This is a genomic window from Streptacidiphilus sp. MAP5-3, from assembly GCF_041262505.1.
Classification (GTDB): Bacteria; Actinomycetota; Actinomycetes; order Streptomycetales; family Streptomycetaceae; genus Streptacidiphilus.
Genome location: NZ_JBGCCL010000009.1, coordinates 119,970 through 133,666 on the forward strand (window position 1 = coordinate 119,970; position 13,697 = coordinate 133,666).

Here is a 13,697-nt window from a genome sequence, read left to right on the forward strand (position 1 = left end):
CCACCCTCCTCACGCCCACCGAGGATCCCATGTCGCCTCCCGCACTGATCAGTTCGCCGTTCGGCAGCGCCCCGGACGGCACACCCGTGACCCGCTGGATCCTGGACTCGGGACAGGGTGTGCGGGCTGCCGTGCTCAGTTATGGAGCGGTCCTGCACGAGCTGACCGTCCCGGACGCGGAGGGCCGACCCGCCAGTGTGGTGCTCAACCTCCCGACGGTCACGCAGTACGCCGAGGTCAGCCCGTACTTCGGTGCGGTGGTGGGCCGTTACGCCAACCGGATCGCGCACGGCCGGTTCAGCCTCGACGGCCACGAGCACCAGGTGCCCGTCAACGACCGCGGACACGCCCTGCACGGCGGGCCGGGGGGCTTCCACCGCCGGGTGTGGCACGCCCGTCCCGGCGGGCCGGAGGGCTTCCACCGCCGGGTGCGGCACGCCCGTCCCGGCGGGACCGAATCCGGCGAGGTCTCGCTGCAGCTCGAACTCCGCAGCCCGGACGGCGATATGGGCTTCCCCGGCGCGCTGGACGTCGGCGTCCGGTACACCCTCGACGTCGCCGGGACGCTGCGGCTCGACTACACCGCCCGCACCGACCGCACCACGGTGCTCAACCTCACGCACCACGCGTACTTCAACCTCGCCGGGGCCGGCTCCGGCGATGTCCTGGGCCACTGGCTGGCGCTGGACTCCGACGCATACCTGCCGGTCTCACCGGACGCGATCCCCTACGGCCCCTCCACGCCCACTGCCGGCACGCCCTTCGACTTCGCCGAGCCGACCCCGCTCGGTCGGCGCATCACCGAGGACGACCCGCAGCTGCGGGACGCCGAAGGGTACGACCACTGCTGGATCCTCGAACCGCCGTCCACCCCCGGCGCCCTGAGCCGGGCCGCCCGGCTCAGTGACCCCGGCAGCGGCAGGTGCCTTGAGGTGTGGACCACCGAGCCGGGCATCCAGGTCTACACCGGCAACGGCCTCGACGGCAGCCTGAGCGGAGTCGAGGGCAAGCCCTACGCCCGGCACGGAGCGGTCTGCCTGGAGACCCAGCACTACCCCGACTCACCCAACCGGCCCGGGTACCCGAGCACCGTGCTACGGCCCGGCGGACGGTTCACCAGCAGTACCGAGTTCCGCTTTCCGCACCTGCGCTGAGGACCCGACGCGGAGCGACGGACGATCTGCTCCGGTGCGCGGTATTGGTCCGTGACCGAAGGGGGTGATAGAAGTCCCCGTGACCACTTCGAAGAACTCCGAATCCCACGTTGCCCCCTCGCCGACCGCCGCGGACTCGGGGACTTTCCGGCTCGGCGAGCACACCGTGCACCGCCTCGGCTTCGGCGCGATGCGCCTGACCGGCACCGAGGCCTTCCACGGCGGGGTGCCGCGCGATCGCGAGACCTCGATCGCGGTCGTGCGCCGTGCCGTCGAGCTCGGTGTGAACCACGTCGACACCGCCGCCTTCTACTTCTCGTCGCTGCGCTCGGCCAACGAGATCGTCAACGCCGCGCTCGCCCCGTTCGGCGACGAGGTGCTGGTCGCGACGAAGGTGGGTCCGCGCCGGGACCGCGGCGGGGAGTGGTCCGCCGCGGCTCGACCGGACCAGCTGCGCGGCGACGTCGAGGAGAACCTGCGCCAGCTCGGCCGCGACCACCTGGACCTGGTGTACCTGCGCAAGATGGGGTGGGAGTCGATCGCCGAGCACTTCGGCGCGCTGGCCGAGCTGCGGGAGGCCGGGCTGGTCCGGAACCTCGGAGTCTCGGATGTGACGTCGGCTCAACTGGCCGAAGCCCGGGCGATCGCGCCGGTGGCGGCCGTGCAGAACCGGTTCAGCCTGGGACACCGCGACGCGGTCGAGGTGCTGGACGCGTGCGGGCAGGCGGGCATCGCGTTCGTGCCCTTCTTCGCGATCGCGGGGGCGCGGGCCTCCGGGGCCGCGCCGGATCCGACGAACGCGGAGGAGAGCAGCGAGGTGCTGGCGGTGGCGAAGGCCCACGGGGCGACGCCTCAGCAGATCCGGCTGGCCTGGACCCTCGCGCAGGGACCGCACGTCCTGGCCATCCCCGGCACCGGCGACCCGGCCCACCTGGAGGCGAACATCGCGGCCGGGGCCATCCGCCTCACCCAGGACGACCTCACCGCGCTGGAGTCCGCAGCCTGAGGCACCGCCGTCAGGTGCACCGCCGTCAGGCGCACCGCGGTCAGGCGCATCGCGGTCAGGCGCATCGCGGTCAGGCGCATCGCGGTCAGGCGCACCGCCGTCAGGTGCATCGCCGTCAGGTGGCCTCGGGGCCGAACCGCCGCCGGTAGGCGGACGGGGTGATGCCGGTCTCGCGGCGCATCAACGCGCGCAGGTTGGCTGCGGTGCCGAGTCCGCTCCGGCGGGCGACGAGCTCGAAGCGGTTCTCGCCCCGTTCGATCAGTCGGCAGGCCAGGGCGAGCCGTTCCCCGGTGAGCCACGTCAACGGTGTCGTCCCCAACTGCGCCCGGAAGCGGCGATGCAGCGTCGCCGGGCTGACCGCGGCGCGCCCTGCGAGGTCCGCCACCGTGAGGGGCAGGTCCAGCCGCTCCTGCGCCCAGGCCAGCACCGGCGACAGCGACTCGTCGGGCAGGTCGGGCAACGGCCGTTCCACGAACTGCCGTTGCCCGCCGTCCCGGTGGGCCGCGAAGACCAGTCGCCGGCTGACGGAGTTGGCGACTTCCGCGCCGTGGTCGCGGCGGACCACGTGCAGTCCGAGATCGAGCGCGGCCGCGCTTCCCGCAGCTGTGAGGATGTCGCCGTCGTCCACGAAGAGCACGTCCGATTCGAGGCGGACGGCCGGGAACCGGGCCCGGAAGGAATCCGCCCACTGCCAGTGCGCGGTGGCTCGGCGGCCGTCGAGCACCCCGGCTTCGGCAAGCGTGAACGCCCCGCTGCAGAAACCGATCAGCCGCGCGCCGCGCGCATGCGCCCGGCGGACGGCGTCCAGCACGGCGGGGTGGCGGGGCGTCTCGACGTCGGGGCGGTTGGGGACGATCACGGTGTCCGCGTCCTCGGTGGCGTCCAGTCCGGCGACTCCGGTGAGCGTGAAGAACCCGTCCCGCATGCGGGTGCGGGGCTCGGCCGAACAGAGCCGGAAGTCGTAGAGGTCGTGGCCGAGTTCGGGTCGGCGAAGGCCGAAGACCTCGGTCACGCAGCCGAGTTCGAAGGGGTTCGAGTTCGCGTCGACGATCACCACCACCCGGTGCAGCGTGCCCGTCCTCCGGGTGTGGTGCGAGGATCCTTGCGTCATATGCAATTCCTAGCACTCACTGCGGGCGGATGGCGGGGCGCAGGATGAGTCCATGACCGACCGACCGACCCTCCCCGTCTCGCTCCACGCCGCTCTGGCCTCCTTCGACGCCCTGTGGAGCCCGCGTATCGTCACACGTGTCAACGACTACGACGTCCGGATCGCCAAGGTCGAAGGCGAGCACATCTGGCACGTCCACGAGGACACCGACGAGTTCTTCCTGGTGCTCCACGGCGAGCTCCACATCGCCCTGCGCGAGCCGGACGGCGAGCGCACGGTCCGCCTGCCCCAAGGCACGGTCTTCACCGTCCCGAGGGGAACGGAGCACAGACCGTCCGCCCCGTCGGGCGCGTCGATCCTCATGTTCGAACCGACCGGCACACCGACCGTCGGTGACCGCCACGAGGAGGTTCCGGCACACGTGGACGCGACGACCGGGCACGCGCTCGACGCGTGAGTCCGGCTGCCTGCGGTTCGCGCTTCCGGGCACTGCCGCCGCCCAGAGGCCGGTCAGCCACCTTTCAGCGCGTTTCCACCGGCGCCAACTGGCTGATATCCGTGGCGGGTCGAGACTCCGCCCGCCGGGGCCACTGGAACGATCCCCCCATGGCACCCAGAGCAGGTACTCGCGAAACTTCGGCAACGGCTGGACTCGTCCTGCTGACGCTCGCGGCGGGACAGTTCCTGATGGCGCTCGACAGCTCCGTCATGAACGTCTCCATCGCGACGGTGGCCGACGACGTGGGCACGACCGTGACGGGGATTCAGGGCGCGATCACGGCCTACACACTGGTGATGGCGATGTTCATGATCCCTGGTGGCAAGATCGGCGCCCTCATCGGCCGCAAGCCCGCGTTCATGATCGGCTGCGCCATCTACGGCTGCGGATCCCTCACCACCGCGCTCGCCCAGAACCTGCCCACGCTTCTGGTCGGCTGGTCGTTCCTCGAAGGGGTTGGCGCTGCGCTCATCCTCCCGGCCATTGTGGCACTGGTCGCCGGCAACTTCCCAGCGGAACGCCGGCCGGCCGCGTACGGACTCGTCGCCGCCGCAGGGGCTGTCGCGATCGCGCTCGGGCCGCTCATCGGTGGCATCGCGACGACGTACTTCTCCTGGCGCTGGGTCTTCGCCGGTGAGTCCGTGATCGTGCTCGGCATTCTGGCGCTGGCTCGCAGGATCGCGCAGGCGCCGATCGGCGAACGCCGGCGCATTGATCTCCTCGGCGCTGGGCTCTCGGCCCTCGGACTCGGGGTCTTCGTCCTCGGGGTACTTCGCTCCAGTGAATGGGGCTGGTTCCGGCCGAAGCCCGGCGGGCCCGCATGGCTCGGCATCTCCCCGGTGGTGTGGCTGGTGCTGGCCGGCCTGCTGCTGGTCTGGCTCTTCCTCCGTTGGGAGGCCCGCCTTGTGGAACAGGGCAAGGAGCCGCTGGTCGACCCCGCCCTGCTGCGGAACCGGCAGCTGACCGGCGGCCTGACGATGTTCTTCTTCCAGTACCTCGTCCAGATGGGCGTGTTCTTCGTCGTGCCGCTCTACCTGTCGGTCGCGCTCGGGATGTCCGCGCTCGCCACCGGCGCCCGCATCCTGCCGCTCTCGCTGACCTTGCTGGCTGCCGCGATCCTGATCCCTCGCCTTCTCCCGGACATCTCCCCGCGGCGGGTGGTGCGGCTCGGGATCCTCTGCCTGCTCGCGGGAGCGGTTGTCCTGCTGGCCGCCCTCGACGCGAACTCAGGCGCGGAGATCGTCGTCATCCCTCTCCTTCTGATGGGCCTCGGCATGGGCGCGCTGGCCTCCCAGCTCGGGGCGGTCACCGTGTCCGCGGTCCCGGACGAGCAGAGCGCGGAGGTCGGCGGCATCCAGAACGCCGTCACCAACCTCGGCGCCTCGCTGGGAACAGCACTCGCCGGGTCGATCTTGATCGCCACGCTGACGACTTCGTTCCTGACCAGCGTCGAGCAGAATCCCGCGATCCCGACCGGGGTCAAGACCCAAGCGACCGTCCAGCTCCAGGGCGGCGTGCCCTTTCTGTCGGACACCCAGCTCAGGACCGCACTCGACAAGGCGGGCGCGAGCACGGAGGTGACAAACGCCGCGCTCGACGCGAACGCCGCAGCAAGGCTCGACGGCCTCCGCGCCGCACTCGCCGTCCTTGCTCTCACCGCTCTCCTCGCCATGTTCTTCACGCAGCGGATCCCAGCGAGTCAGCCCCGCTCGGCAAAGCCGTAGCGGCGTGCCTTGGCGCAGCGCGTGTCCTTTCCCGCTGCCTGGCGTACCCCGGGCTTGCGCCCCTGCCCCGGGTGCGGAGTTGCGCCGCACCAGGGCGCCCTGGGTGCGCGGTCCTACTTCAGGCAGTCCTACTCCATGTCCCACTCTTCCAGCAGGTCGAAGAGGTGCCGGTCGCCTTCGAGCTTCAGGGAGTCCAGCGGGATGCGACCGTAGAAGGCCAGGACCAGGTCGCTCGCCGTACCCCGGACGGAGACGTCGACCGACTCCGAGTCCTCGCCGGCGGCGGGGCCGGATTCGGGCAGACGGAAGGCCCGCGAACCATCGGCGGAGAGCGATTGGCGCCAGGTGCCGCCCTCGGTGACGTGATAGTCGACGACGGCGGGCTTGTGCGGCCAAGCGACCGTCGTGGTGCAGCAGGTGAACAGGAAGTCCTCGACACCATCAAGCGCCACCTCCTCCGGCAGCGGCTCCGGGGCGCCCACGGTGAGCTGGGCGTCATAGGTGTGCATTGCGATCTCCTGGAGCTGGTGCCGGGCGACGGCGCCGCAGGTCCGCGGCGACTGCGACGAGCCCCACCACGTCCAGCAACCGCGCTCCGGGCCGGCCTCCCGCAACGCGTCCAGCATCTGCTGCGTCGACTCGGCCAGCCAGGCGAGCAGGGCCTCGCGCTCGTGCGGTGCGGCCAGGCCCTCTCCCGCCAACTTGCCCGAGGCGTCCGGCCCAGCCGCGACCGTGGCGGCCCAGGCGCGACGCCCCCCGCCCAGGTGGTGCACCAGGTCGAGCAGCGTCCACTCGGGGCAGGTCGGCACCTGCACGTCGAGGCTGGGCGCGGCGGCGATCGCGGCCCGGAAGGCGGCCGACCGCTCGTCGATCAGGCGCAGCAGCTCAGGGAAGTCCAAGGTATTGGTCACCCGGGTTTTCTATCACTGTGCGGCGGCGAGGTAGCAGCGATTTTCGCGGGCCGGCCTCCACCTTCGCGGCGCGATGATCTGGATCAAGGACCTCACCAGAGCTGCCGATTGATCACGACCAAATACGCGCCCTAAGGTGGCAGACCGTGAAGGACACGCAGGACGATCTCCTACGCCTCGACTGGGAGGCCACTGAAAGGCGCGCCGCGCAGGGCGATGCTTCGTACATAGGCGAGTTGGGCTCGCTGCTCTCCGACCGGCACGCGGCCGCAGTAGAGCAGGTGCGTGAGTACGAGCGCGGCCTGGCTCATGTGGTGCGGGTGCTGGCTCTCACCCCCGGCCGCGAGAACGTGGTGCAACTGGTCCGGCTCCTCAACGAGCAACGCACTGGCGCCGAACACCCGGGCCTGCGGCCCCGCTTCATCGCCTCCCTCCTCGCCGAGGGCCAGTCCGTCGCCGACCTGGCGACCGTCTTCGACCGCAGCGGGCGGGACCGGCTCGACGAACTGCGCTCCTGCCTCTTCCATGAGTTGCTGCTCCGCGGCGTGGACACCGACGCGTTCCGGCAGCGGCGCTACCGGCCGCTCGGGCGGCCCGGTCCGCACAACCTGGGCTGGCTGCCGGTGCACCAGCGGGACTTCGAGGTCGGTGTGGACTTCCCAAGCCGCTCGCTACGCGGCGAGGCGGGCGGGGTGGCGATCGGTTTCCCCGCGGAGGGTCGTGCCGACCCGTCGACACCACGCACGGTGGAGCGGGCCGCACTACGCGACGTCGCCACCGCGGACGTGCACAAGGCGATCGTGTCCGCCGTGGCGGCGGGCGGCTGGGGAGGCGCCGGGGCGTGGGTCTTCCTACTGGACGATGCCGTCGAACCGCGGCGTGTGCCGACCCTGCTGCCCACCCTCCCAATGGCCTGCGTCGAGGGGCTCGGCCCAACCGGCCGCTTCGAGATCGCCGTCCGTCCGCTCAACGAGATCTGGTGCCTGCTCTTCGCGACTGCGTCGATGGGCGGCATGTACGGCTTGGCCGCGTGCGGTGCCTACGGTCGGCTGGCGGCCTGGCAGTCGATGGCGGGGCTCAGCGGTGCCCCGGCGGATGCGAGCGCGGATGAGGTGGAGCACGAAGCCCGGCGGACCACGTGGTTCCACTTCGATTGCGACGCAAGCTGGTTCCACAACGAAATCTACGACTACGGCATCGCCGCCCTCTCCCCGGACGGCCGCCGGATCGCCGTACTGGCGGGAACAGACACCGACTAGCAGGGGTGCGACCGGCTGACCTCAACCGCGCGATTCAGTTGGATGAGACGGCGACTTGGCTTCCGTGAGAATGGACAGTAGGGCGACGACGTACAGTTGGGCGGCTTGTGCGCTCGTGTGGCTCTGGAGGAGTACGACTGTGCACCCTGATGTGGAGCGTCTCGTGGCGCTCATGCCGCCCGGCCAGGAAGGCGGGGAGCAGGTCGACTGGTTGGCGGTGGAGAGGGATCTTGGTTGCCGGCTTCCGGCTGACTTCCGCGCTCTGGTCACCGTCTACGGAGTCGGCACCATCGACGAGCGTGTGATGGTGCTTCCGCCGAGAAGCACGGCGCACGAGTCGGGGATCCCGTCGGTGGGCCAGATGACGCCGAGCGCGGAGAAGACGGCCTGGCTCGAACACACGAAGTCCACATATCCCCTGTGGCCTGCGCCTGGTTCCCTGCTGTGTGGCCTGCGCATGGTGGATGGGAACGGTGACCTGTGGGGTGCCGTCTACTGGCGGACCACGGGCCCTGAGCCCGATCGCTGGCCGGTGGTCGTGTGGGAGCGTTACCGCCCCTTCGTCGAGTTCGAACTGAACGTGACCGGTCTCCTGGTGACGTGGCTTTCCGAGGCCGCGGACATCGACTTCGACCAGCGGATGGTCTTCGGTGCACCGCACTCGCGGTTCATCCACTGGCGCACCGAGCGTGCGATGCGCGAGCGTGGCGTTGATCCCTGGGAGTACCTGGAGCCGCTCTACCTCGAAGCGAACGAGGAATGGGAAGAGCGGAACCTGGTCGGGGTACCTCGAACATCCGCTGCCGCACGCGAAATCGAGTCCAAGACGGCCCGATGATGTGCCGGGCCGGGTGATGTGGACCGCTCTGCTGGTTGGGTTCAAGGTGCTGCTCGGCTTGAGGGCGCAGTATGGCTACCACCCTGACGGGAACTCGGGTTCGAGCGGACGGGGGAGCGTGTGGGCCTCCGCAAGAATCGCCCCACGCGGGGCCAGCACGGCGCGGTACAGAAGGTCCACGTCGCGCGGGTCGGGAGAGATCATGCAACTGGCCCAGGTCAGGACGCCGTCGACCGTTTCGGCCTGCAGCGTGTCGGTGGCGCACTGCCATCCCGGCCGCAGCTCAGGTGGTTCGGTCGACCGGTCCTCGTAGTCGGCTACGACCAGGTGCCCGTAACGCTGGGCGTACTCGTGGCACAGCTCCGTGCGGGTGAGACAACCGTGACAGCATCCGTTCCGGGCATCGAGATCCGGACTCGCCCGGCCTGCGGAACGCTGCGGCGCACTCCCGCATGGCGACGCGCTGACGGAGATCGGTCACCGAGCCCGTGTCTGTCTTGACCGGGCTGCCTACTCCAGGTGAGTGAGCCGATGTCCGGGTTCCACTGCTGGATCGGGGCTGAGTTCGCCGGGGCATCTTCGGGGGATTTCTGCGCCCGCCGCGTGCCCTGCACACGCGCCCGTGATTCTCGCTACCGTGCGAATCAACCCGGTAACTGGTCCGGGACCGAGCGAGAGGTAACCGCCATGAAACTCAAGCTTGTTGGCTCCACCAGCGACTCAGGCCAGTGTCCCACCCTGTACGAGACCGACAAGGGCGACTATGTCGTCCAGGGCTACGAGCTCACCGACGAGGAGGCGCTCGGCCAGCTTCGCGACGTGCTGCCCGGAGAGCGGTTCGTCGTGGTGCCTCGCGAGCTGCTGACCCGTTTCGCACCCAAGGAGTAAGGAGTCGTGCAGCCGATCCCCGGCGACCAGATCACCGAGTTCTTCGAAACCGGCTTCCAACTCACCGCCTGGCGACTGGAAACGCGGCAGGGATACGCCGCTGACCAGCGCAGCCAGACCTACAAGCGGTGGCTTGACGGGCAGCCGCTCGACATCGACGCCGACAGCGCCTGGTATGCGCTGATGCGGCGCATCACGGCCCAGGGGAAGCGTGTTGAGCGGGTGCGGGTCATCGACCAGCCACCCACGGAGAATCAGCGCTACAGCCTCGCCAGCGTGCCCGTGAACCTGACGGCCGGCGAGGACATCCGCTACCTGTGGCGCGCCGACGCCGCCAGGCTCGAACTGCCCAAGGACGACCTGTGGTTGTTCGACAGCCGCTTCGTGGCCACGTTCGCATGGGACGACACCGGCTGGGCCACACATCTGGACGTCACGGACGACCCTGCTGTCGTCCTGGCGGCCTGCCAGGCGCGTGACGCCGCCTGGCGTCACGCGATCCGTTACGCCGACTTCCGGACGGCGGTAGCGTCCATCGGGTGAGCACCGACTTCCAGCAGGCCCGGGTGTACCTCGGTGCGCGCCTGCGTGAACTGCGTACCGAGGCCGGGTTGACCGGCCGACAGCTGGCCCAGCGTCTCGGCTGCACACAGTCCAAGGTGTCGAAGCTGGAGTCGGGCAAGCAGACACCGACCTCGGCGGACCTGGACGCCTGGGCCGAGGCCGTTGGAAAGCCGGAGACGGCTGCGGAGCTCAGGGGCCGTCTTCGCGGCTTGGAGACGCGGTACCGGTCCTGGCGCAGGCAGCTTGCGACCGGGCACAAGGTACGGCAGGAAATCTCAGTCAGCGAGGAGAGCAAGTCCACGGTGGTCCGGGCTTTCGAGCCGTCCACTGTCCCCGGAATCTTGCAGACTCCCGCGTACGCGCGCCACATCTTGCTGAACAGCACCACCCTGCACGGCACTGTGAATGACGTCGAGGACGGCGTCCGAGCCCGGATGAAGCGGCAGGCGCTCCTCTATGAACCGGGGCGGCAGTTTCAGATCCTTGTGTGGGAACCGGCCCTGTACGTCCGTTACGGACCCGCCAAAGTGATGGCGGGTCAGTTGGACCGCCTGATCAGCTTGGTGGGCCTGGACACTGTCCGGCTGGGCATCGTGCCGTTCACGGCGGAGCTGAGGGTCACTCCGAAGCACGGGTTCTGGGTCTTCGATGAGCGGCTGGTGATCGCGGAGACCGTGAACGCTGAGATGTGGCTGGATGATCAGGCTGAGATCGCCCTGTACCGCAAAGTCTGGGAAGAACTGGCCGCCGCTGCTGTGTTCGACCGGCAGACGCGACGGTTGATCGCCCGTGCGCAGGGTGTTCTCGAAGCTCCCTGAGCATCAACCGCGATCCACCCGCCGGGTTCCCGAATATCCGAGAATCAGGCCTGGAATGGCGAATCACGCGTCCCTACCGTCCATTCCATGACTGTCACAGCATGTGCACCTGCTTCGACTTCCGGACCACGATGGGAAGGGGGAAGGGCCCGATGAGCGCTGCTGTGTGGGGTGAGCCACCGACGAAGCCGAATGAGGCATGCGCGGAGTGCGCGCGGTTGGACGAGCAGGAACGAGCGGCTTACCTCGCCGGCGACGGGTCACGGCGGACCGACGTGCGAGTGATGGTGCGTAGGCACAGGCAGCGCGAGCACGGAGAGGCAGCATCCGGATTCATGCCCTCGCTGCTGGCGGGGCCGTTCATGCCGTGACGGCGGGAAGTTCGGGGCGGGTGACCAACGCGGTCACGTCCGCTGGCACTCGTGGATCGGGAAGCTGTCCCGGAGCTGACAGGCTGTCCGATCCGATCCGCCTGGCGGACCCCCGGGCAGCCACGGCCACTGCCTCCGGCCGATGCGATCGCCGCGGCACCGGCCACGTCGGAGGCCGTCACCAGGCGCTGGTATTTGCCTGGACCACGCCTCGGATCTGGACCTTTCCACGGCGGTTCGGCGCCATCCGCCCGCGTCCCGGAACCCGGGTGTTGTGGATCGGCGGAATCTGCATTAGTTTACGTGTCGTAACGTAAAGGAGGTGGCGATGCGCCACACCGCGCACGGCCCGCTGCAGGCCGTCCGACCCCCGGCTCAGCCGTGACCGGCCCGCACACCCGAGGCCGGGGACGGCCTCGCGAGCAGGCGTACGAGGAGCTCGTGCTCACCGCCGCCACGCAACTGCTCCTGGAAGGCGGCGTCGCCGCATGCACGGTCGAGGCGGTCAGCCGCCGCAGCGGTGTGAGCAAGCCGACGATCTACCGGCGTTGGCCGCACCGCACCGCGCTGGCGATCGAGGCCTTCGCCGCGCACATCGGCCGCCTGGTGCCGCTGGTCGAGACCGGGGACAGTGCGCACGACCTGGTCCAGGCCGTCGCCCGTTTGGCTGAGTACTACCAAGGTCGCGACGGCATCGTCTTCGCCCAGTTGGTCGCCGCCGCCGTGCTGGAGCCCGGCACCGCCGACCTGCTCAACTCCCGGTTCTTCGAGCCGCGCCGCGCGGCGCTGCGCGAGTTGTGGGAACGCGGGGTCGCGCGCGGTGAGCTCGACCCGCACGTCGAGCCCGATGCGGCGATCGATCTGCTCTTCGGCCCGGCAGCGTTCCGCCTGCTGCTCGGCCACCAGCCCGTCGACGTGGACTCCTGCGTCCACCTGGCCCGCACCGCCGTACAGGGCTTGATCCTCACGCGACCGACCACCCCGTCCCTCCCACCGAAGGCAACCGGAGGTTAGATCGTGCTTCCCATCACCGACACTCCTCAGCAGCCCCATGCGAAGCGCCCCGGTCGCACCCTCGTGGCCTCGCACTCGTTCAGTTTCGCCCGCCGCGAATGGATCGAAGCCAGCGCTCCGCTGTCGGAGCAGTTCCGGGTCGTCGCCGTGGACGCGCCCGGCCACGGCGAGGCGCGCGAGATCCCCGGCTACACGATGGGCGAGATGGCCGCCGCGTTCGCCGCCACGATCAACGAGCTCGGCCTGACCGACTACGTGCTGGTCGGCCACTCGATGACCGGCAAGGTCATGCAGATCCTCGCCAGCCGCGCGGGCGCGGAGCTGGGGCTCAGGCATCCCCCGGCGAAGCTGGTGCTGGTCACTCCCACGCCGCTCGGGCAGGAGGTCGGCGGCGAGGACCTGCCGCGCGAACTGTTCGAGAGCCGCAGGGACCGCGCTGACGCGGAGAAGTTCGTGCTGGACCGCACCGCCGTGCCGCTGACGCCGCAGGTGTTCGACCGCACCTGCGAGGACTACGCGCGGATGAACCGCAAGGCCTGGGACGCATGGCTGAACAAGGGGATCTACGAGGACTGGACCGAGCGCGCCGCGCCGATCGACGTCGAGACCCTGCTGATCGTGGCGGACCACGACCCGGTCTGGGGCACGGAGATGCAGAAGAAGCTGACGGTGCCTTACCTGTCCAACGTCACGATGGTATCGATCGACTCCGGCCACCAGGTGCCGCTGGAGGCCCCGCAGGCCCTGTCCGACCTCATCACCGCTTTCGCCGGGTCATGACCCGCGCCGCCCAGCCGTCGACCGGAGACGGAGACAGGGACGGGGACTGGGGCGGGGACGGGGACGGGGACTGGGGCGGGCGACTGCCCCTGGCCTCCCGTGGTCCGCTCACCGAGGACCAGCTCGCCGCGCAGCGGCGCATACGGGCCGAGGTGGTGCCGTGGGCCCGGGAGGCGGGGGTCGCCGTGGCCACGGCCGAAGGAGATCTGATCGGCCCGTTCAACGCGTTCGTGCACCGTCCCGCCGTCGGCATGCCCTACCTGGACTGGGTCCTCGCCGACCAGGCCCAGTCGTCCCTGGCCGCGCCCCTGCGTGAGATCGTCATCCTCACCGTCGGGGCGGTGTGGAACTGCGCGTACGAGATCTACGTCCACACCGCGATGGCCCGGCACACCGGCGTCGCGGAGCCGGTGATCGAGGCCGTCCTCGCCGGGCGATCGAGTGTCGACTTCTCGTCCACCGAGGCGGCCGTCCACCGCTTCACCGACGAACTGGCACGCACGCGGTCCGTCTGCGACGACACGTACCGCCTCGCGGTCGAGGCGGTGGGGCAGACCGGCGTCCTGGACATGGTCAACCTGATCGGCGCATACCTCGCGACTTCGGCCCTGCTCAACGCCTTCCGGGTGCCCGCACCACCTCCGGCCGAGCCCGGCTAGTGGCTCGATCCACCGCGCGGGCCCGGTCGAGGGCGAGAGTGCGTGCGGCGGCGACGGTGTCGTCTTCGGCGAGCTGCACGGCCTGTACTTGGCCACATTGA

General features: G+C 69.9%; 14 protein-coding genes and 1 pseudogene. 13 read left to right on the top strand and 2 right to left on the bottom strand.

Annotation, left to right across the window (positions count from 1 at the left end; translation table 11 throughout):
* The first annotated feature begins 29 nt into the window (after window positions 1-29).
* On the top strand, window positions 30-1,154 hold the full coding sequence (locus ABH928_RS16440; protein WP_370066880.1) for an aldose epimerase family protein: 1,125 nt from the start codon (window positions 30-32) through the stop codon (window positions 1,152-1,154).
* A 79-nt stretch (window positions 1,155-1,233) separates the two neighbouring features.
* Window positions 1,234-2,160 carry an aldo/keto reductase gene (locus ABH928_RS16445; RefSeq protein ID WP_370066882.1) on the top strand — a complete coding sequence of 309 codons (927 nt, stop codon included), beginning with the start codon at window positions 1,234-1,236 and terminating at the stop codon, window positions 2,158-2,160.
* A 115-nt stretch (window positions 2,161-2,275) separates the two neighbouring features.
* On the opposite strand, the gene ABH928_RS16450 is transcribed toward ABH928_RS16445, so the two are convergent.
* On the bottom strand, window positions 2,276-3,271 hold the full coding sequence (locus ABH928_RS16450; protein WP_370066884.1) for a GlxA family transcriptional regulator: 996 nt from the start codon (window positions 3,269-3,271) through the stop codon (window positions 2,276-2,278).
* Window positions 3,272-3,323: 52 nt separating this feature from the next.
* Here ABH928_RS16450 and ABH928_RS16455 point away from each other — a divergent pair, with 52 nt between their 5' ends.
* Both ABH928_RS16455 and ABH928_RS16460 read left to right on the top strand, forming a co-directional pair.
* Window positions 3,324-3,728, top strand: coding sequence for a cupin domain-containing protein (locus ABH928_RS16455; protein WP_370066886.1), 405 nt, complete (start codon window positions 3,324-3,326; stop codon window positions 3,726-3,728).
* A gap of 149 nt (window positions 3,729-3,877) precedes the next feature.
* On the top strand, window positions 3,878-5,494 hold the full coding sequence (locus ABH928_RS16460; RefSeq protein ID WP_370066888.1) for an MFS transporter: 1,617 nt from the start codon (window positions 3,878-3,880) through the stop codon (window positions 5,492-5,494).
* A 128-nt stretch (window positions 5,495-5,622) separates the two neighbouring features.
* Here the strand turns inward: ABH928_RS16460 and ABH928_RS16465 are convergent, their stop codons facing one another.
* Complete coding sequence (locus tag ABH928_RS16465; protein ID WP_370066890.1) at window positions 5,623-6,405, bottom strand: maleylpyruvate isomerase family mycothiol-dependent enzyme; 783 nt, start codon at window positions 6,403-6,405, stop codon at window positions 5,623-5,625.
* A 146-nt stretch (window positions 6,406-6,551) separates the two neighbouring features.
* On the opposite strand from ABH928_RS16465, the gene ABH928_RS16470 reads away from it, so the two are divergent.
* The 9 genes and pseudogenes from ABH928_RS16470 to ABH928_RS16510 all read left to right on the top strand — a co-directional run bounded on the left by ABH928_RS16470 (window position 6,552) and on the right by ABH928_RS16510 (window position 13,596).
* Complete coding sequence (locus tag ABH928_RS16470) at window positions 6,552-7,664, top strand: DUF6183 family protein (protein ID WP_370066892.1); 1,113 nt, start codon at window positions 6,552-6,554, stop codon at window positions 7,662-7,664.
* A gap of 163 nt (window positions 7,665-7,827) precedes the next feature.
* Window positions 7,828-8,502 (top strand): SMI1/KNR4 family protein, encoded by a 675-nt coding sequence (locus ABH928_RS16475; protein WP_370066895.1) that lies wholly within the window; start codon window positions 7,828-7,830, stop codon window positions 8,500-8,502.
* Window positions 8,503-9,189: 687 nt separating this feature from the next.
* Window positions 9,190-9,390, top strand: coding sequence for a hypothetical protein (locus ABH928_RS16480; protein WP_370066897.1), 201 nt, complete (start codon window positions 9,190-9,192; stop codon window positions 9,388-9,390).
* A 6-nt stretch (window positions 9,391-9,396) separates the two neighbouring features.
* The gene (locus ABH928_RS16485) at window positions 9,397-9,933 is read left to right on the top strand and encodes a DUF6879 family protein (RefSeq protein WP_370066899.1); all 537 of its coding nucleotides are present in this window, start codon (window positions 9,397-9,399) and stop codon (window positions 9,931-9,933) included.
* Window positions 9,930-10,772: a helix-turn-helix domain-containing protein gene (locus tag ABH928_RS16490; protein ID WP_370066901.1), complete on the top strand. Its 843-nt coding sequence runs from the start codon at window positions 9,930-9,932 to the stop codon at window positions 10,770-10,772. The genes ABH928_RS16485 and ABH928_RS16490 overlap by 4 nt, the downstream gene beginning before the upstream one ends.
* 434 nt (window positions 10,773-11,206) lie before the next feature.
* A pseudogene (locus ABH928_RS16495) lies at window positions 11,207-11,315 on the top strand (flavoprotein); the annotation flags it as partial.
* A gap of 269 nt (window positions 11,316-11,584) precedes the next feature.
* Window positions 11,585-12,157: a TetR/AcrR family transcriptional regulator gene (locus ABH928_RS16500; protein ID WP_370066903.1), complete on the top strand. Its 573-nt coding sequence runs from the start codon at window positions 11,585-11,587 to the stop codon at window positions 12,155-12,157.
* Window positions 12,158-12,160: 3 nt separating this feature from the next.
* Entirely contained in the window at window positions 12,161-12,937 is a 777-nt protein-coding gene (locus tag ABH928_RS16505; RefSeq protein WP_370066906.1) for an alpha/beta fold hydrolase, read from the top strand.
* Entirely contained in the window at window positions 12,934-13,596 is a 663-nt protein-coding gene (locus ABH928_RS16510; protein ID WP_370066908.1) for a carboxymuconolactone decarboxylase family protein, read from the top strand. Before ABH928_RS16505 ends, ABH928_RS16510 begins: the two co-directional genes overlap by 4 nt.
* Window positions 13,597-13,697: the final 101 nt, after the last annotated feature.

Coding starts and splice junctions, on each gene's coding strand:
- ABH928_RS16510 (WP_370066908.1), top strand. CDS start 12,934: ATGACCCGCGCCGCCCAGCCGTCGACCGGAGACGGAGACAGGGACGGG.
- ABH928_RS16440 (WP_370066880.1), top strand. CDS start 30: ATGTCGCCTCCCGCACTGATCAGTTCGCCGTTCGGCAGCGCCCCGGAC.
- ABH928_RS16450 (WP_370066884.1), bottom strand. CDS start 3,271: ATGACGCAAGGATCCTCGCACCACACCCGGAGGACGGGCACGCTGCAC.
- ABH928_RS16455 (WP_370066886.1), top strand. CDS start 3,324: ATGACCGACCGACCGACCCTCCCCGTCTCGCTCCACGCCGCTCTGGCC.
- ABH928_RS16480 (WP_370066897.1), top strand. CDS start 9,190: ATGAAACTCAAGCTTGTTGGCTCCACCAGCGACTCAGGCCAGTGTCCC.
- ABH928_RS16460 (WP_370066888.1), top strand. CDS start 3,878: ATGGCACCCAGAGCAGGTACTCGCGAAACTTCGGCAACGGCTGGACTC.